The following is a 19,232-nucleotide window of genomic DNA, read 5'->3' on the forward strand; positions in this document are numbered from 1 at the left end:
CTAGTACTCGATCCGCTCACGCCGCGCGAAGCGCATGGTGAGCACTGCGAAGGTCATCGTGACAATGAGCATCGCGACGCCCATGGCGGAGGCGTAGCCGAACTGGCTGTCGCGGAAGGCCGTCAGATACAGCCGGAGCGGCATGACGTCCGTCGCGCCGTCCGGTCCGCCCATGTTCACCGACATGATCTGGACCAGGGCGAAGGCGTCCAGCGCGATGATGCCCATGTACACCCAGCCGGTCTGGACGGTGTCCCACAGCAGCGGGAGCGTGATCCGGAAGAAGGTGTGGTAGCGGCTGGCGCCGTCCAGCAGTGCCGCTTCGTAGATGTCACGCGGGATGGAGGCCATCGCCGCGGAGAACAGGACCACGTAGAAGCCGACGTGCCCCCAGACCATGACGGCGCTGATGCACCAGAGCGCGAGGCTCTTCTCGCCGAGCCAGGAATTCTGGAGACCGTCGAGGCCGATGAATCCGAGGAAGGAGTTCAGCATTCCGTCGTCGGGGTCGGGGTTGTAGATGTTGAACCAGATGACCGCGATGATGGTGACGGAGATGACCTGCGGGAAGAAGAAGACGAATTTGTACATCTTCGATCCGCCGACGCCGGTGATGACTTCGTTCTTCCGGCGTTTTCCGCCGACGTTCAGCATGAAGGCGAAGAAAAGGCCGAGGCCGAGCGTGACCACCGGGACGAGCGCCAGCATGTAGACGTTGTGGCGCAGCGCGTTCCAGAAGTCGCTGCTCTCCCAGAGCCGCTGGAAGTTCTCCAGGCCGATGAATTCGGCGGTTCCCACCAGACCGGACCAGTTCGTCATGGAGATCTGGAAGGCCTGGACGAACGGCGAGATGACGAAGATCGCGTAAACGATCAGGGGCAGGGCCAGGAAGCCCACGATGAATCGGTATTTGCCGTGTTGCACTGTTTGCTTCCCGGCCCTTCCCTCGAAAGCCGAACTGTCAGGTCAGGCGGTGCGCTTGAACTTGGTCACCGAGTCGTCCTTGGCGACCTTGTCGGCCTCCGCCTGGGTCTTCTTGATCCAGTCGGCGGCCTTCAGCTCACCGGTGAGCAGCTGCCCGGTGAGGCCGCCGATCTTCTCATCGGTCAGCGCCGGGTACCACTCCTGCAGCTGGAGGCTGATCAGGTTGTCGCCGGCCTCACCGAAGACCTTGCTGGCCGAGGCCAGACCCGGGGAGAGGCTCATGCCCTCGGTGGCGTCCATGACGCAGGTCAGGGACTTGACCTTGGTGGCGAAGTTCTGCGCGTGCTTCTTGGAGAGCATGATGCGCAGCAGCTCCATGCCGCCGGCCGGGTTCTTGCCCTTGGAGGCGACGATGTACGGCTCGCTCGGCTCGCCGCGCAGGGTGCCGTGCGGCATCTTGTCGCCGGTGCCGTCGAAGAGCGGGCCGACCGCCATGCCGAAGTCCTTCGGCGTGGTGGGGGCGGACTCGTTCTCGACCCAGGAGCCGTTCGGGAGGAAGACGGCCTTGCCCTTGTTCCAGGCGGTCTGCGACTGGATGTGGGTCAGGCCCTGGCTGCCCTCGAGGAAGTACTTCTTGGCCGCGAGCTCCTCGTAGTGCTCTATGACCTCCTTGACGGCGTCGTTGGAGGTCCAGGCGTTCGGCTCCAGGTTGTCGATCGCGATCCACTTCTCCATGCCGCCGATCTTGGCGATCTGGGCGAAGAGGTTGAAGTGGACGTAGTACGGATACTTGCCCGGGTACGTCCAGGGGGCGATGCCGGCCTTCTTGATCTCGCCGCAGAGCTTGACCATCTCGTCGAGGGACTTGGGGTAGGCCCAGCCCTTGTCGTCGAGCAGCTTCTGGGAGTACCAGGTGCCGTAGATGGTGAAGGCGTAGTAGAGCACGTCGAACTTGTCGCCGTGCTTGCCCTTCTCGATGGTGCTCGGGTGGATCGTGTCCCGGACCTTCTTGGCCGGGTCGTCCATCGAGGCGGCGTCCAGCAGCACGGTCAGGTCCTGGAGCTGGCCCTGGGTGGAGAGCTGGTTCATGTTGAGGTGGTCGGCGCCGGAGTTGTCGATGACGTCCGGCGGGTTGCCGCCCGCGAAGCGCGGGGTGAGCTTGGGGCCGACCTGCTGGGTGCCGGTGTGCTTGACCTCGGCGCCGTAGGTGGCCTTGTAGTCGGCCTCCGCGTCCTTGGCGTACTGGTCGCCGAGTCCGCCCTTGAAGATGAAGGCCTCGAGCGGGGCGCCCTGCTTCACACCGAGCGGGTTCTTCTCGGACTTCTCGCCCCCGGGGGCCTTGGTCTCCTTGTCGGTGCCGCCACCGCCGGTGGCGCAGGCGGACAGGAAGCTCATCGTCGGAATCGTGAGCAGGCCGAGCGCGGCAGAACGCTTGATCAGGTTGCGACGGCCGACGCCCTCGTTGTGGGCGGAGGTGGATCCCATGCTCAAGTCCTCGCCTTCTCCAGGACTCAGGCGGTGTACCGGTCGCCCGTCCTTCTCGCCTCAGGCGAAGGGCCCCGCCACCGCGGTCAGTTGCTGTGTTTTCCCGAAGGGAAACTCAGTGAAGCTCGGATCGTGCGGCTGACAGCGGGAACGGAGTAGCTGCGGTCGGCGGTCGCGTGCTCCGCACGTGTCCGCCGCCCCCGTCCCCCCTGGTCCGCCGCCATACGGAACAGCTATGCGGACGCCGACAGGTATAGTCCACTTCCCGCCGAGTGAGCAAGATCAAATGCAAGGTTGGACGCCCATCTTTCCCGAGTTGAGACCTCGCGGACACATGGGACCCGAAAACACCCTTACGACCGCAGCACTCTTAACGGATCGTCCGATTCGGACCGGCACGTCCCGCCAACACCCTTGACACCGTAGGACACTTGCCTCCCTACTGGAGCCTGCGCCTCGCGCCTGACAACGTTGTCCAACGCGACTCCCCTCTGGAGGAAGACCCGGGATGCAGCCCAGAAACAGACCCCGGCCCAGAAAGATCAATCCGGTCACCCTCGTGGTGACCGCTTCCATGCTGGTGTTGACGGCGCCTTCCGCCGCCATCGCCCTTCCCGCGGAGCCCGGACAATCCACCTCGCCGGGCCGGGAATTCCGCTCGTCCTTCGAATCGGACGAAGCCCAGCCGGACTGGCGTAATACCGTTGAAGTCGGCACCGACGGAAAGAAGCGGTCATCGGGTGTCGACGGCGGCTTCTCCAGCGGAATACCGGGCAATGTCACCGCCAAGGTGATCGAGCTGCGGGCCAGCGCCGAGAACACCGGCGGAGGCGAGACCAAGGAAAATCTGGTCGACCTGCTGCCGAGCAGCAAGTGGCTGGCGTTCGAGCCGACCGCCTGGATCGAGTTCGACACCGACGAGCCGGTCAAGGTCTCCACGTACGCCCTGACGTCCGCCAACGACTTCGCCGCGCGCGATCCCAGGGACTGGACGCTGAAGGGGTCCGCCGACGGGGAGAACTGGACGGTCCTGGACAGCCGCTCCGACGAGACGTTCGCCGAGCGCTTCCGGACCAGGACCTTCGACATCGGCGCCCCCTCCGAGGTGACCGCCTACGCCCACTACCGCCTGGAGATCACCAAGAACAACGGCGCGTCCGACATCACCCAGCTGGCGGACGTGCAGTTCTCCAACGGTGACACCAGCGCCCCCGTGCCGGACGACATGCGCAGCCAGGTCGACCGCGGCCCCAGCGGCTCCCCCACCGCGAAGGCCGGCGCCGGCTTCACCGGCAAGCGCGCCCTGAAGTACGCCGGCACCCACAAGCCGGACGGCAGGGCGTACTCGTACAACAAGGTCTTCGACGTCGATGTCGCCGTGCGCCGCGACACCGAGCTGTCGTACAAGGTCTTCCCCGCCATGGCGGAGACGGACCTGAACTACCCCGCCACGAACGTGTCGGTGGACCTCGCCTTCACCGACGGCACGTATCTGAGCGAGCTCGGCGCCACGGACTCGCACGGCGGGCTCCTCACGCCCGCGGGCCAGGGCGCCGCGAAGCGCCTGTACGTCAACCAGTGGAACGCCGTCGCCTCCGGCATCGGCACCGTCGCGGCCGGCAGGACCGTCGACCGGATCCTGGTGGCCTACGACTCACCCAAGGGCCCGGCGAAGTTCCAGGGCTGGATCGACGACGTCACCCTCGCGCCCAAGGCGCCGGAGGAGCGGCTCGAGCATCTCTCGGACTACGCCTCCACCACCCGCGGCACCAACTCCAGCGGTTCGTTCTCCCGGGGCAACACCTTCCCCGCCACCGCGGTCCCGCACGGCTTCAACTTCTGGACGCCGGTCACCAACTCGGAGTCCAAGAGCTGGCTGTACGAGTACGCCCGCGGCAACAACGCGGACAACCTGCCCACCGTCCAGGCCTTCAGCACGAGCCACGAGCCGAGCCCCTGGATGGGCGACCGGCAGACGTTCCAGGTGATGCCGTCGGCGGCCGAGGGCACCCCGGACACCTCGCGCACGGCCAGGGCCCTGCCCTTCCGGCACGAGAAGGAGACCGCCAGGCCGCACTACTACGGCGTCACCTTCGAGAACGGCCTCAAGGCCGAGATGACGCCGACCGACCACGCGGCGATGATGCGCTTCACCTACCCCGGTGACGACGCGAGTGTCATCTTCGACAACGTCACCAAGGAGGGCGGCCTCACCCTCGACGCCGCGACCCGCTCCTTCACCGGCTACTCGGACGTCAAGAGCGGCCTGTCCACGGGCGCCACACGGCTGTTCGTGTACGGCGTCTTCGACGCGCCGGTGACCGACTCGGCCTCGGAGGGCGTCACCGGGCGGCTCCGCTTCGACGCCGGCGACGACCGCACCGTCAATCTGCGGATGGCGACCTCGCTGATCAGCGTGGACCAGGCGAAGAAGAACCTCGCCGACGAGATCCCGGCCGGTACCCGCTTCGAGCGGGTGAAGGACCGGGCGCAGGACGCCTGGGACGACATCCTCGGCAAGGTCGAGGTCGAGGGCGCCACCCGGGACCAGCTGGTCACGCTCTACTCCAGCCTGTACCGGCTCTACCTCTATCCGAACTCGGGCTTCGAGAACACCGGCACCAAGAAGCGCCCGGAGTACCGGTACGCGAGCCCGTTCTCGCCGATGACCGGTCCCGACACCCCGACCCGCACCGGCGCGAAGATCGTCGACGGGAAGGTCTACGTCAACAACGGCTTCTGGGACACCTACCGCACGACCTGGCCGGCCTACTCCTTCCTCACCCCGAAGAAGGCCGGCGAGCTGGTCGACGGCTTCGTCCAGCAGTACAAGGACGGCGGCTGGATCTCCCGCTGGTCCTCCCCCGGCTACGCGGACCTGATGACCGGCACCAGCTCCGACGTGGCGTTCGCCGACGCGTACGTCAAGGGTGTCGACTTCGACGCCGAGGCCGCCTACGAGGCGGCGCTCAAGAACGCCACCGTCGTCCCGCCGGCCTCCGGCGTGGGCCGCAAGGGCATGGAGACCTCGCCGTTCCTCGGCTACGCCTCCACCTCCACCCACGAGGGCCTGTCCTGGTCGCTGGAGGGCTACCTCAACGACTACGGCATCGCCGAGATGGGCGAGGCCCTCTACAAGAAGACGAAGAAGGCCCGCTACAAGGAGGAGTCGGAGTACTTCCGGAACCGGGCACGCAACTACGTCACCCTCTTCGACTCCAAGGCCGGCTTCTTCCAGGGCCGGGACCTGAAGGGCGACTGGCGGGTGGAGAGCTCCAAGTACGACCCGCGCGTGTGGGGCTACGACTACACCGAGACCAACGGCTGGGGCTACGCCTTCACCGCCCCGCAGGACTCGCGCGGCCTGGCGAACCTGTACGGCGGCCGCTCCGGCCTCGGTGAGAAGCTCGACACCTACTTCGCCACGCCCGAGACGGCGTCGCCCGAGTTCGTCGGCTCGTACGGCTCCGTCATCCACGAGATGACCGAGGCGCGCGATGTGCGGATGGGCATGTACGGCCACTCCAACCAGGTCGCCCACCACGCCACGTACATGTACAACGCGGCCTCCCAGCCGTGGAAGACGCAGGAGAAGGTCCGTGAGGTCCTCTCCCGCCTCTACACCGGCAGCGAGATCGGGCAGGGCTACCACGGCGACGAGGACAACGGCGAGCAGTCGGCCTGGTACCTCTTCTCCGCGCTCGGCTTCTACCCGCTGGTGATGGGCTCCGGCGAGTACGCCATCGGTTCTCCGCTGTTCACCAAGGCGACCGTGCACCTGGAGAACGGCCGCGAACTGGTCGTGAAGGCCCCGAAGAACAGCGCGAAGAACATCTACGTGCAGGGCCTGAAGGTCAACGGCAAGAAGTGGAACTCCACGGCCCTGCCGCACGAGGCGATCGCCGGGGGCGGCGAGATCGAGTTCGCGATGGGCCCGAAGCCGTCCGCGTGGGGCACCGGGAAGGACGCGGCGCCCGTCTCCATCACCCAGGACGACGAGACGCCGGCGCCGCGGCACGACGTGATCCCGGCCGGCGGCCCGCTGTTCGACAACACCTCGGCGACCACGTCCGCGTTCACCTCGGTGGACCTCCCCGTGACGTCCGGGACCCGCGCGGTGCAGTACACGCTCACCTCCGCGGCGAAGGAGAAGGCGCCGACGGGCTGGGTGCTGCAGGGTTCGGCCGACGGGCAGACGTGGACGGATCTGGACAAGCGGTCCGCAGAGACCTTCGGATGGGACAGGCAGACCCGCGTCTTCGGTGTGGCAGAGCCTGGTTCGTACCGGCACTACCGGCTGGTCGCCACGGGTGAGGTGACGCTCGCGGAAGTGGAGCTGCTGAACTGAACCCGCACCACCGCGACGGGCCGTACTCCACAGGGAGTGCGGCCCGTTCGCGTCGAAAAGCCGGCGCGGACCGCCGGCCAGGCACGGCGGCGGCAGGCTATCCGGCTGTAGCAATTCCGGTACACGAAAACGAATTCGACCAGTGAAGGTTGTGTGGAAAGATCGGGACGAAAGCATGGCCTGCCCCGATCGCGCGGCGGGCCACTTCTTCGACACACCCTTATGGAGACCTACGTGGCCGAACTTTCTGGCCTCAAGCGCGGCCGGACACGTGCCCGCCTCGCTGCCGCGGCGACCGCTGCCGCGCTGCTCATCACCGGCATAGGCGCCGGCTCCGCGTCCGCCGCCGACCCCGCCCCGTCCGCGCGCTCCGCCGCCGGGCCGGCCGCGGAGGCCGGCAACACCTTCGGGACGCAGGCCGCCCCGACCCCGTACAACTACCTCTACGGCGTCAACAGCTCCGGCATCCTGTACGGCTACGAGCCGAACGGCACCGGCCTGGGCAGCCGTGAGTACAGCGGTGAGAACTGGGGTCCCGTCAAGCACGCGACCCAGGTCGACCACGACGCCGACGGCCTGTCCGACGGCATCTGGGCGATCGAGAGCAACGGCGTCTTCTCCTACCTCGAGTGGGGCGGCACGCCGGTCTCCGCCGGCACCGGCTGGGGGATCTACAACAAGATGGTCTCGCCCGGAGACCTGGGCGGCGCCGCTGCCGACGACCTGATCGCCCGTGACTCCGCGGGTGCGCTCTGGATCTACCTCGGCTACGGCAACGGCAAGGTCACCGGCCGCACCAAGGTCGGCAACGGCTGGCAGACCTACAACCAGATCACCGGCAAGGGCGACCTGACCGGCGACGGCCGGGCCGACATCGTCGCCCGCGACGGCAGCGGCACCCTGTGGCTGTACAAGGGCACCGGCAACCGCACGGCTCCCTTCTCCACCCGCACCAAGATCGGTACGGGCTGGAACATCTTCAACAACCTCACCTCGGTCGGCGACATCGACCTGGACGACAAGACGGACATGATCGCCCGTCACACCGACGGTTCCCTGTGGCTGTACAAGGGCACCGGCTCGGCCTCGTCCCCGTTCAAGGCCAAGGTCAAGATCGGCAGCAGCGGCTGGAACACCTACCGCCTGATGTTCTGATCCGGCAGCCGTCCGCACGGACGGCGGTCAGTACGGAGCCGCACTTCCCCCCGGAAGTGCGGCTCCGTCGCGTATCACCCCAGCCGGCAGGCCAAGGCGGTGGCGGGATCGGCCCCCGGCCCCGAGGCCACGTAACCGAACGTCGTGGACTCACCGGGATCGAGACTGCCGTTGTGCCCGGCGTTGTGGACCATGACGGCCTGGCCCTGCGCGGTCATGGCGCCGTTCCACAGACTGTCGATCCGGTGCCCCGTGGGCAGGTTCCAGTCGACCATCCAGCCCAGCATCGGCACGGTGCCCGTGTTCTTGACGGTCACCTCCGACTGGTAGCCGCCGCCCCAACTGCCGGTGGTCTTGCGGGTGGCGGAGCAGTCACCTGTCTGCGGCGGGTCGGTCGGGTCCGGCGGGTCGGTCGGGTCGGGGCCCGGGCCGCTGCCGTCACCCGGGTCCTTGACCCCGGTCACTTCGCCGTTGCCGCCGTCGAAGACGACGTCCGAGCAGGAGTAGAAGGTCTCCTGGCTGTCGGAGCGCTGCCACACCATGTAGATGATGTGCCGGCCCGACTTGTTCGCGGGCAGGGCGCCGCGCCAGGAGTAGTTCGCCTCCACGGTGCCCGGGCTGCCGTTGAGCGGCGGGTGGTCGACGGTCAGGAACGGCTGGTCCTCGACGTCGTTCCAGGTGAGCGCGGACTTCGGGTCGAAGCCGTCCTTGGTGATGTACACCTTGAACCAACCGGGGTGGGCGGCCCAGGCGTTGTACGAGAAGTCGATGGTGGCGCCCGAGGTCAGATGAGTGAGCGGCCAGTCGTCACGGGCGGCGTTGAAGCCCGTGAAGTTGGTGTTGCCGCCACTGCAGAGCTGCCCGTCCGGCACGAAGCCGCGGGTGCGGCCGGCGCCGTCGGAGCGCAGCACGGAGAACCAGTTGTAGAAGGGCGTGGTGCCGCTCTGCTGGGCCGCCGCACTGCAGGCGGGGTTGATCGGCTTGATCTCCCCGGTGTCGGTCAGCCCGTCCTGCCAGCACAGGAAGGTGCGGCTGGCCGGTTTCATGGGTGTGCCGTGTGCCTCGGCATCGCCGCCGGCGGTGACGACGAGTCCGAGGGCGGGGATGGCGGTGAGCAGGGCGAGCAGGCTGAGCAGCAATGCCCGGGGGCGGCTCTGCGCCAGTAATCGGCGGATCATCCGGACGTCCCTTCCATGGGGGTGGGTGAGGGGGCGGAACGAATCCGTGGGAGCGCTCCCACAGCTTCACCAAGTGAAGCTAGCGCGGCGGACGTTCGCTGTAAACGCTTCACGCAATGCCGAGGGCCCGTCCTCCGCCGGTGCGGAGGACGGGCCCTCGGGCCGGGCGACTAGGACCTATCCACGAATGAGGTTCCGCAGCACGTACTGCATGATGCCGCCGTTGCGGTAGTAGTCCGCCTCACCCGGGGTGTCGATGCGGACGACCGCGTCGAACTCCACGCCCGAGTCGGTGGTCACCTTGACCGTGCGCGGCGTGGTGCCGTCGTTCAGCGCGGTGACGCCGGAGATGGAGAAGGTCTCCTCACCGGTCAGACCGAGGGAATCGGCGGAGCCGCCCTCCGGGAACTGCAGCGGCAGGACGCCCATGCCGATGAGGTTCGAGCGGTGGATGCGCTCGTACGACTCGGCGATGACGGCCTTGACGCCGAGCAGCGCCGTGCCCTTGGCGGCCCAGTCGCGGGACGAACCGGAGCCGTACTCCTTGCCCGCCAGGATCACCAGCGGGGTGCCGGCGGCCTGGTAGTTCTGCGAGGCGTCGTAGATGAACGACACCGGGCCGTCCGCCTGCGTGAAGTCGCGGGTGTAGCCGCCCTCGGTGCCCGGCGCGATCTGGTTGCGCAGACGGATGTTGGCGAAGGTGCCGCGGATCATGACCTCGTGGTTGCCGCGGCGCGAGCCGTAGCTGTTGAAGTCACGGCGCTCGACGCCGTGCTCCGTGAGGTACTTGCCGGCCGGGGTGTCGGCCTTGATCGCACCGGCGGGGGAGATGTGGTCGGTGGTGACCGAGTCGCCCAGCTTCGCCAGCACACGGGCGCCCGAGATGTCGGCGACCGGGGTCGTCTCCATCGTCATGCCCTCGAAGTACGGGGGCTTGCGCACGTAGGTGGACTGCGGGTCCCACTCGAAGGTGTTGCCGGTCGGGATCGACAGCGCCTGCCACTGGGCGTCGCCCGCGAAGACGTCGGCGTAGGACTTGTTGAACATGTCCTCGCCGATCGCGTTGGCGACGACGTCGTTGACCTCGGCCTCGGTCGGCCAGATGTCCTTCAGGTAGACCGGCTTGCCGTCCTGGTCGATGCCCAGGGCGTCCTTGGTGATGTCCACCTTCATGGAGCCGGCGAGGGCGTACGCGACGACCAGCGGCGGGGACGCCAGGTAGTTCATCTTGACGTCGGGGTTGATCCGGCCCTCGAAGTTGCGGTTGCCGGAGAGCACCGAGGTGACGGCCAGGTCGTGGTCGTTGACGGCCTTGGAGACCTCGTCCGGCAGCGGGCCGGAGTTGCCGATGCAGGTGGTGCAGCCGTAACCGACCAGGTTGAAGCCGACCTTGTCGAGGTACGGGGTCAGGCCCGCCTTGTCGAAGTAGTCGGTGACGACCTTGGAGCCCGGGGCGAGCGTGGTCTTGACCCACGGCTTGCGGGTCAGGCCCTTCTCGACCGCCTTCTTGGCCACCAGCGCGGCGGCGACCATGACGTACGGGTTCGAGGTGTTGGTGCAGGAGGTGATCGCGGCGACGGTGACGGCGCCGTGGTCGAGCTCGTAGGTCGAACCGTCGGGGGCGGTGACGGTGACCGGCTTCGACGGTCCGCCGTTCGGCGTGTTCGCCGGGGCGTCGGAGGCCGGGAAGGACTCCTTGCTCGCCTCCATGTCGTCGGTGACGTAGTTGCGTACGTCCACGGCGAACTGCTGGGCGGCGTTCGCCAGGACGATGCGGTCCTGCGGGCGCTTCGGGCCGGCGATGGAGGGAACGACCGTGGAGAGGTCGAGCTCCAGCTTCTCGGAGAAGTCGGGCTCGGCGGCCGGGTCGAGCCAGAGGCCCTGCTCCTTGGCGTACGCCTCGACGAGCGCGACCTGCTGCTCGGAGCGGCCGGTCAGCTTCAGGTAGTTCAGGGTCTCGTCGTCGATCGGGAAGATCGCGGCGGTGGAGCCGAACTCCGGCGACATGTTGCCGATGGTGGCGCGGTTGGCGAGGCTCGTCGCCGCCACACCCTCGCCGTAGAACTCGACGAACTTGCCGACGACACCGTGCTTGCGCAGCATCTCGGTGATCGTGAGCACCAGGTCGGTGGCGGTGGTGCCGGGCTTGAGCTCACCGGTCAGCTTGAAGCCGACGACGCGCGGGATGAGCATGGAGACCGGCTGGCCGAGCATCGCGGCCTCGGCCTCGATGCCGCCGACGCCCCAGCCGAGCACACCGAGGCCGTTGACCATGGTGGTGTGCGAGTCGGTGCCGACGAGGGTGTCGGGGTACGCCTGGCCGTTCCGGACCATGACGGTACGGGCCAGGTGCTCGATGTTCACCTGGTGGACGATGCCGGTGCCGGGCGGGACGACCTTGAACTCGTCGAACGCGGTCTGGCCCCAGCGCAGGAACTGGTAACGCTCCTTGTTGCGGCCGTACTCCAGCTCGACGTTCTGGCCGAAGGCGTCCGCGGTGCCGAACTTGTCGGCGATGACCGAGTGGTCGATGACCAGCTCGGCCGGGGCCAGCGGGTTGATCTTCGCCGGGTCGCCGCCGAGCTCCTTGACGGCCTCACGCATGGTGGCGAGGTCGACGACACAGGGCACACCGGTGAAGTCCTGCATGATCACGCGGGCCGGCGTGAACTGGATCTCCTGGCTGGGCTGCGCCTGGGAGTCCCAGCCGCCGAGCGCCCGGATGTGGTCGGCGGTGATGTTCGCGCCGTCCTCGGTGCGGAGCAGGTTCTCCAGCAGGACCTTGAGGCTGTAGGGAAGGCGCGCGGCGCCCTCGACCTTGTCCAGCCTGAAGATCTCGTACGACTCGTCGCCCACCTGCAGCGTGCTGCGGGCGTCGAAGCTGTTCGCCGACACGACAGTCTCCTTCATCAATATGCGCGTACTACCTCAATGCTGCCGCCACGGCTCCTCGCCGATCCGCTAAGGTAAGGCTTAGTTAGGTAACCCTTACCGACTGGCGGCTTGCGGTACGCCTTCGGCAGATATCTCGATGTCGAGATAACTCTAGTACATGACCGCTGCGGGGTCATGCCGGGACACCGTTGACCGCTCTCATCCAATCGAGGCGTTTACTCAGCGAACTCAGTCGTCACCCGCCGGGCAGCCTGGTCAAGATGGACCGCTACCTCCACAAGCGGGCCGACGGCATGATCGGCGCGCTCTCCCACGCGATCCGGGGCGCCGCGCTCGACGCGATCCTCAGCGGCACAGAACGCGTGACCAAGGCAGGTCTCGACGCAATCCCCCTGGACCATGCCGCAGAAGCCGCGAGGGAGGGCCGCCGAAGCCCCCTGCTGCCCGAGCTACTACGTCCGACGCCTCGCGCACGCGAACCATCTCAAGCCGAGCTATCTCCACTGCTTCCTCAACGGACCACCTTTCCGGTTCGGCAAACCCCAACTGGACCGCGTGGCTGCGGCTTCCGGCCGTTCCGAGCAATCCCTGGACCGGGAGCTCGCTGATGCCAGCATGAAGCCCAACCCGCGCACTGCTCGCACCGAGCTGTTCCCCGGCCAGCCCCATCTCGCCTTGCTCATCTACATCGACGCCCGCAGAGGCCACACCATTCAGGACCTGGCCCTCCGCCACCACGCCGCTCGCCGTCTCGTCCGTCACGCCCTGGACACGATGCAGCCGCGTCCCCGAGGAGTTGAACGAAGCCATTCGCATCCCGACAGCGACCTCATGGAGGCTGGATCAGGGCCTTGGTCCGAAACAGATCTAGCTGAACCTCATGGACAACCACGAAGAGTCGGTGTCCTACACCCTGCTCCGGCACTACGTCCGCTATCGATTCCCTCAGCGCTCCGCGGCACAGCGGCACTCCTGATCAAGCTGGATCAATGGGCGCATTTATGCGCATAACCCTCAATCCAGACTAGCCGCTCTGGCGACTACCATCACGCAAGAACACCACATCTCAGTTCATGGGATCTGCAAAGATAACCCGATAAATCATCGAGACTCAGGCGGGGCAGTGGTGGCTGACTACAGGAGCGAAGTCCGGCAGAGCGTGATCACCGACTTGGAGACCAAGGTCTCCAAGGAGAACTACGGCAAGTACCTCAAGCGGCTGACATTGCGGAAGCTCCGAGGCTTCACCGACCGTGAAGTCACTTTCGAGTTCCCGGTTACCGCACTGGTCGGTCCGAACGGCGGGGGCAAGACCACCGTCCTGGGGGCGGCGGCACTGGCCTACAAGAGCGTCGCTCCGGGGCGATTCTTTGCTAAAAGCGGCAAATACGACGCCAGCATGCAGAATTGGTCAATCGAGTACGAAATTATCGACAAGGAGCTTAACCCTCGCCTGTCAGTCTCGCGCACCGCGAGCTTCAAGCAGCTCAAATGGAACCGAACTGCCCCGGAACGGGAAGTGCTGGTGTTCGGAGTCGAACGGACCGTGCCCGCCACAGAGCGGTCTAACTTCAAGGTCGCAATCGGCGGGTCCTTCGCAGCAGTGCGCGAGGTGACCCTTGCTCCCGAGGTCGCAGAGCATGCCACGAAAATCCTGGCCAAGCCCATAAAAGGGTTCCAGCAGCTCTACGTGGACGCTGCTGGCAAGGTCAAGCTCTTCTCCGGGCTTACCCCTCAGGGTGATGGATACTCCGAGTTCCACTTCGGAGCCGGCGAAGCGAGCGTCATCCGTATCGTCGCCGGCGTCGAAGCTGCCTCCCCCGGGGCCATGATTTTTATCGAGGAGATTGAAAACGGCCTGCATCCGGTGGCTACTCAGCGCATGGTCGAGTACTTGATCGGCGTTGCCCACCGCAAGTCTTGCCAGGTCATTTTCACCACGCACTCAAATGACGCGCTCGCCCCACTGCCCTCCAAGGCCATCTGGGCGGCATACCTCGGCAACGTGATCCAGGGGAAGCTCGACGTCAAAGCCCTGCGGACCATCACTGGTCAGATTGAGGCCAAGCTTGCGATCTTCGTCGAGGACGATTTCGCCGAACTCATGGTCACCACCGCCCTTCGCAGCCACGGCGGCGTCGAGTTGGATGAGGTCAAGGTTCATGCGATGGGCGGCGCCGACCCGGCCATCAAGGTCAACGCTCACCACAACATTGACCCAACCTGCACTTATCCATCGATTTGCATTCTCGACGGTGACCAGTTCGAGCGGGCCAATCCCGACGAGGGCATCTTCGCCCTGCCCGGGGCCAGCTCCCCCGAGGCACACGTACTGAATCGGGTGCTGAGTTGTCTGGACGAAGAAGCAGGTCGGCTTGCGGTGGCCCTCCACCTCGGCCTGCACGACCAGGAGCGAGTGAAGAAGGTCGTGAAAGAGCGCGCACTGACCAACTGGGACAGGCACATGGTCTGGGAGCAGATCGGCGGCGACCTGGACTTCACCTCCGGTCACATCGTCAAGAGCGCGTTCCTGACCACCTGGGCCCACAAGTTCCCCGAGGAAGTCAAGGCTCTGGTGGAGGCGATCGGCGACAAGCTTCCCCGCCGGGACAGCAACCAGCCGTGACCCGCCCCCAAGCACACGCGGACAGTGCTTTGGGCGCCCCTCCAGCCGGACACACAGGACGGGCGCTACAGCTGCGCTTGAGGCAGCGATGCTCGCCGCATCGTGTCGGCTGGTCTTGCGGTGAGGGCCGGTCATCGGCTTCTGCCAGTGCTGGGCGCCCCACTTGCTGGTGTAGGCGGGGTCGCCGGCGGTGATCGCGATACCCGTCCGGTCGGCCATGGAGGTGAGCCGGGCGCGGATCTTGCCGGTGGGCATGCCGGAGATCAGTTGCCGGAGCCTTCGCCTGCGGCCGTGCTTCTCCCTGGTTTTCTCAGTCTGGAAGTCGAGGTCCTCGACCGCGATCGCTTTCACGCCGCAGGCCTTGGCCCAGTGCAGGAGTCGGATGAGGGCGTGGCGCACTTGGGCGTCGCGGTGCTGGGTGGTGCCGGTAAGGGTGTAGGGGAAGTGGCGTGGGTTGCCTATGGGGTTGCCGTGGGTGTCCAGGCGACAGGCGGCGAGGTGGTCGGCATTCATGTCGACCCCGATCACACCCTGGGCGAGGGCGGCTTCGAGCGAAACGGCCTGAGACACGGGATCTGCCAGGACGCGGTGAGATACCGCGGTCGCGGTCGGTATCGTGGTGGATGCGGTAGGCCACGGCCCGGTTCGCCGCAACCCGGTCCGCCCACTCGGCGCCCCGGTGCGAGAAGGAGACCTTCGCGGCGAGGACGTACCGGCCGTGCGGGGCGTTCGCCAGACAGGCACCTTGCCGAGCCGGTCCTCCAGCACCCGCAGGCGGCGGGTTTTGGCATGCCACTCCCGCCGGGAACGGTAACCACCCGGGGCCCGCTTCGTGCCCTTCTGACCGACCGGCAGCGACAGCCGGTGCCGGATCGTCGCGACACCGGCCTCGAAGGATTTCACGTGTGCGGCCTGCCCGCGCCGGGCCGGCGCCCACTGATCATGCGTGGCCTTCATGATCGACCCCGCCCACCGCGACGACGACTCAGCCGTCAGGCCCCGCTTCCGGGCCGCCCACGACTCGGCACAGTGCCACAACCCGTCCATGCACCGCGCCTTGAGATCACGCGAAGCCAACCAGCCAGGCCCTTCAGCCGGGTACGGACGGCGACACCCGAAGGGCCGGTCACCACCCGCGGGCGGGCACGCGCCGGATGGTGGAACCCGGCCGTTCCCTCGACCGTGGAACGTATGAGGCGCGACGCATCGCCGGACCTCGCACCCGGGGCACCTGCGCCGGCCGGGCCGCCTTACACGTCGTCGACAGGACGGCTGGTCGGCCTGGATCTGGCCCGCGGGCTGGCGATCTTGGGCATGTACACCGCACACCTCGGCCCTGATCCGTCGGTGGGCGGCGCCGTGGGCTGGGCGATGGAGGCGGCCCGTGGGCGTTCGGCGAGCCTGTTCGCCTTGCTGGCCGGCTTCACGCTGGTCATCCTCACCGGCCGGCCGGAGCCGAGAACCGGGCGGGCGGGGCGACAAGCGGTGGGCAAGGTCCTGATCCGCTCCTTCTTCCTGATCGCTCTGGGCTACGTCCTCACCGCCCTCGACACCCACGTCCTGGTGATCCTTTCCTACTACGGCGTCCTCTTCGTCCTCGCCCTTCCGCTGTACCGGCTGAGGGCCGCCACTCTGGGTGCCGTCGCCGGAGCATCGGCACTTGTCATGCCCCAGGTCCTCTATCTGCTGCGGACAGCGGTCGACAGCGGAACCTGGGCGGACACGCTCGTCACGCACGACCCGCTGGCCCGCGCCACCGATTCGGACGGACTCCTCGAGCTGTTCGTCACGGGCGCCTATCCGGTCCTGACCTGGCTGCCGCTCATCGTCACGGGGATGGCGGTGGCCAGACTGGACCTTCGGCGGCCGGGCATCGTGGGCAAGGTAGGACTGCTCGGCGGCGTGCTGGCCGTCATCGGGTACGGCGGATCATGGCTGGCCCTGCACCTGGTTCCGGGGGCACTGGAAGGGGTGCGGGACGCCTCGGGCACCGGGAGCGCGGCATCGGCCTGGTGGTCCGACGCCGTGGGCGCGGATCCCGTCCCCGGCATGCCGGCATGGCTCCTGGTGGCCTCCCCGCACAGCCAGACGACGCTGTCCGTCCTGGCCAACGCCGGCGTGGCCCTGGCGGTGGTGGCCGTCTGTCTCGTCTGCACCGGCCGGTCGGCGCGTCTGCGGTGGGTCGCCACGCCCGTCAGCGCGGTGGGATCGATCGCCCTGACCGCGTACGTCGGCCACATCGTCGCCATCAAGGTGCTGGGCACCGGCGACCTGCCGGACTCCGCCGCCCTGCCGGTCTTCCTCTCGTTCGCCGCGGCGGCCATGCTCTTCGCCCTCGTGTGGACCCGCTTCTTCCGCCGCGGGCCTCTCGAGTACCTGATGCACGCGCTCACGATGCCCGCTCGCCTGATCCCCTGATCCGGGGTCCGGGGTCCGGTGTCCGGGGTCCGGGGTCCGGCCGAGCCGGTGTCACGCGCGCAGGTACGTCAGTACGGCGAGCACCCGGCGGTGCGTCTCCTCCGCCGGCGGCAGGTCGAGTTTGGCCAGGATGGAACCGATGTGCTTGCCCACGGCCGCTTCCGAGACGACCAGTTGGCGGGCGATCGCGTTGTTGGACTTCCCCTCGGCGACCAGGCCCAGCACCTCCCGTTCGCGCGGTGTCAGACGCTCCAGCGGGTCGCGGCGGCGGCGGATCAGCTGGCGTACCACCTCGGGGTCGACGACCGTGCCGCCGGAGGCGACCTCCTGGAGGGCGGCGTGGAACTCCTCGACCTGGCCCACCCGGTCCTTCAGGAGATAGCCGACACCGGAGCCGTCCCCCGAGTCGAGCAGCTCGGAGGCGTAGGTGCGCTGGACGTACTGGCTGAGCACGAGCACGGGCAGGGACGGGCGCTCGGTCCGCAGCCGCACGGCCGCCTTCATCCCCTCGTCCTGGAAGCCGGGCGGCATCCGGACGTCGGTGACGACGACGTCCGGTGTGTGGTCCGCGACCGCGGTCAGCAGGGCGTCGGCGTCGCCGACCGCGGCGAGGACCTCGTGTCCGAAGCGGGCCAGCAGGGCGATGAGCCCTTCCCGGAGCAGCACGCTGTCCTCGGCCAGCACTACGCGCAGTGCTCGGTCCTCCACTCGCAAGGGATCTCCACACGCAGCAGGGTCGGTCCACCGGGCGGGCTGGACAGGGAGATTGTGCCATCGAGCACGGACACCCGGTCCGCGAGTCCGGTCAGTCCGCTGCCTTGCCCCGCGTCGGCTCCTCCCCTGCCGTCGTCGCGCACTTCGAGTGCCAGCAGGCCGTCCTCGTGGCGGCCGGTCACCTCGGCGCGGCTCGCCCCGCTGTGTCTGCCGATGTTCGCGAGCGCCTCGCAGACCACGAAGTACGCGGCGGCCTCGACCGCTTCCGGCAGCCGGCCCGGCAGGTCGAGGGTGACGTCCACGGGGACGGCGGACCGGTCGGCGGCGTCGGCGACGGCGGGCACGAGGCCGTGGTCGGCGAGAACCTTGGGGTGGATGCCCTGGATCAGGTCGCGCAGTTCGGCGAGCGCCTTGCCCGCCTCGTCGTGCGCCTTGGCGAGCTGGTCGGCGAGCGGACCGGGCGGCGCGTCGAGACGCGCGAGTCCGAGGGTCATGGAGAGAGCCACCAGCCGCTGCTGGGCGCCGTCGTGGAGGTCGCGTTCGATCCGGCGCCGCTCCGCCTCGAAGGCGTCCACCAACCGGACCCTGGAGCGGACCAGTTCGGCGACGCGCTCCCGTCGCTCGGGGTCCGCGGGCACGAGGAGGACCCGGGTCATTTCGGCGCGCCCGGCGGCGACGGCGCCGAGGACGTAGCCGCTCACCGCGAGCATGAGCAGCCCCACGACCGCGGCGGCGAACGCCTGGGGCCACGAGGTCGCCAGCCACAGCTTGAGCACCCGCACCTCCTCGCCCCCGCCCACCGTGGCCATCACCAGTGGTGTGCCCAGCAGTGCCAGCGGCGCGCCGAGCACGACCGCGGCCACCAGCAGGTCCAGCGGCCACAGCACGGTCGCCAGGACCAGTGCGAAGCCCAGCTCCCGCCAGGTCGCCGGCTCACGGAACCGGGTACGCGCCCACACCACCGGCCCGGGCCCGTCCGGCATCCGGTGGGGACTGCGGACCGGCCTGCCGTCGACGAGCCGGAGCCTGCGCCGCTCGAGAGCCGCCACCGGCAGTCCGGAGAGCGCCAGCACGACGAGCAGCGGCAGTCCGACGAGAACCACCGCGAGCACCCCGCCGACGACGACGCCCACGAGCAGCACCACGAGCACGAGGAGGCCGACGGGTGCGCTGCTGAGCAGATATCCGGCCGCCCGCCAGGGCCATGCGGAGAGCAGGTAGCGGGGGTGCGCGACAGCCTGCCGCACGGTGAGGGGACGCATGCGGATCACCGTAGAAGCCGGGGCGGCGCCGCAGCCATCCGCCCAGACGGACAACGGAGGTAGGGCCTGCCCTACCTCCGTATGTCCTGATTCATCGGGCATTTCCGCCCTTTCCGCTCGCTCGTGCGGCCGCCTTCCGGTTGCCGTCGACCGGCGAGGGGCTCACCATCGAGACAGACTCTGCGCTTGACAGAGCGTCACCCGGACGGCCGACCCCGATGCGACGT

General features: G+C 67.8%; 10 protein-coding genes and 1 pseudogene. 4 read left to right on the forward strand and 7 right to left on the reverse strand.

Annotation, left to right across the window (positions count from 1 at the left end; genetic code table 11):
- Both AB0K36_RS11220 and ngcE read right to left on the reverse strand, forming a co-directional pair.
- Positions 1–924 (reverse strand): carbohydrate ABC transporter permease, encoded by a 924-nt coding sequence (locus AB0K36_RS11220; protein WP_189471702.1) that lies wholly within the window; start codon positions 922–924, stop codon positions 1–3.
- 42 nt (positions 925–966) lie between these two features.
- The gene (gene ngcE, locus AB0K36_RS11225; protein WP_364591508.1) at positions 967–2,409 is read right to left on the reverse strand and encodes an N-acetylglucosamine/diacetylchitobiose ABC transporter substrate-binding protein; all 1,443 of its coding nucleotides are present in this window, start codon (positions 2,407–2,409) and stop codon (positions 967–969) included.
- Positions 2,410–2,983: 574 nt separating this feature from the next.
- Between ngcE and AB0K36_RS11230 the strand changes: the two genes are divergently transcribed.
- Together AB0K36_RS11230 and AB0K36_RS11235 are read left to right on the forward strand one after the other, a co-directional pair.
- Positions 2,984–6,757 (forward strand): GH92 family glycosyl hydrolase, encoded by a 3,774-nt coding sequence (locus AB0K36_RS11230; RefSeq protein ID WP_435877842.1) that lies wholly within the window; start codon positions 2,984–2,986, stop codon positions 6,755–6,757.
- A 234-nt stretch (positions 6,758–6,991) separates the two neighbouring features.
- Positions 6,992–7,912, forward strand: coding sequence for an FG-GAP repeat domain-containing protein (locus tag AB0K36_RS11235; RefSeq protein WP_364591514.1), 921 nt, complete (start codon positions 6,992–6,994; stop codon positions 7,910–7,912).
- Positions 7,913–7,986: 74 nt separating this feature from the next.
- On the opposite strand, the gene AB0K36_RS11240 is transcribed toward AB0K36_RS11235, so the two are convergent.
- Complete coding sequence (locus tag AB0K36_RS11240) at positions 7,987–9,090, reverse strand: lytic polysaccharide monooxygenase auxiliary activity family 9 protein (protein ID WP_364591516.1); 1,104 nt, start codon at positions 9,088–9,090, stop codon at positions 7,987–7,989.
- 177 nt (positions 9,091–9,267) lie between these two features.
- Entirely contained in the window at positions 9,268–11,985 is a 2,718-nt protein-coding gene (gene acnA, locus AB0K36_RS11245; RefSeq protein WP_364591519.1) for an aconitate hydratase AcnA, read from the reverse strand.
- Between the two features lie 1,126 nt (positions 11,986–13,111).
- Between acnA and AB0K36_RS11250 the strand changes: the two genes are divergently transcribed.
- On the forward strand, positions 13,112–14,611 hold the full coding sequence (locus AB0K36_RS11250) for an ATP-dependent nuclease (RefSeq protein WP_364591522.1): 1,500 nt from the start codon (positions 13,112–13,114) through the stop codon (positions 14,609–14,611).
- Positions 14,612–14,680: 69 nt separating this feature from the next.
- Here the strand turns inward: AB0K36_RS11250 and AB0K36_RS11255 are convergent.
- Positions 14,681–15,804: pseudogene (locus AB0K36_RS11255) on the reverse strand (IS200/IS605 family accessory protein TnpB-related protein); the annotation flags it as partial.
- A 121-nt stretch (positions 15,805–15,925) separates the two neighbouring features.
- Between AB0K36_RS11255 and AB0K36_RS11260 the strand changes: the two are divergent.
- Complete coding sequence (locus AB0K36_RS11260) at positions 15,926–17,029, forward strand: DUF418 domain-containing protein (RefSeq protein ID WP_364591525.1); 1,104 nt, start codon at positions 15,926–15,928, stop codon at positions 17,027–17,029.
- 51 nt (positions 17,030–17,080) lie between these two features.
- On the opposite strand, the gene AB0K36_RS11265 is transcribed toward AB0K36_RS11260, so the two are convergent.
- Both AB0K36_RS11265 and AB0K36_RS11270 read right to left on the reverse strand, forming a co-directional pair.
- The gene (locus tag AB0K36_RS11265) at positions 17,081–17,713 is read right to left on the reverse strand and encodes a LuxR C-terminal-related transcriptional regulator (protein WP_364591707.1); all 633 of its coding nucleotides are present in this window, start codon (positions 17,711–17,713) and stop codon (positions 17,081–17,083) included.
- Entirely contained in the window at positions 17,713–19,005 is a 1,293-nt protein-coding gene (locus AB0K36_RS11270) for a sensor histidine kinase (protein WP_364591528.1), read from the reverse strand. The genes AB0K36_RS11265 and AB0K36_RS11270 overlap by 1 nt, the downstream gene beginning before the upstream one ends.
- Positions 19,006–19,232: the final 227 nt, after the last annotated feature.

Origin of the sequence: Streptomyces kurssanovii, assembly GCF_040677245.1 — a bacterium.
GTDB lineage: Bacteria > Actinomycetota > Actinomycetes > Streptomycetales > Streptomycetaceae > Streptomyces > Streptomyces kurssanovii.

What these genes read in the sequence shown, in the direction of transcription:
- AB0K36_RS11230 (WP_435877842.1), top strand. Translation starts at nt 2,984, where the DNA reads ATGCTGGTGTTGACGGCGCCTTCCGCCGCCATCGCCCTTCCCGCGGAG.
- AB0K36_RS11260 (WP_364591525.1), top strand. Translation starts at nt 15,926, where the DNA reads ATGTACACCGCACACCTCGGCCCTGATCCGTCGGTGGGCGGCGCCGTG.
- AB0K36_RS11240 (WP_364591516.1), bottom strand. Translation starts at nt 9,090, where the DNA reads ATGATCCGCCGATTACTGGCGCAGAGCCGCCCCCGGGCATTGCTGCTC.
- AB0K36_RS11270 (WP_364591528.1), bottom strand. Translation starts at nt 19,005, where the DNA reads ATGCGTCCCCTCACCGTGCGGCAGGCTGTCGCGCACCCCCGCTACCTG.
- ngcE (WP_364591508.1), bottom strand. Translation starts at nt 2,409, where the DNA reads ATGGGATCCACCTCCGCCCACAACGAGGGCGTCGGCCGTCGCAACCTG.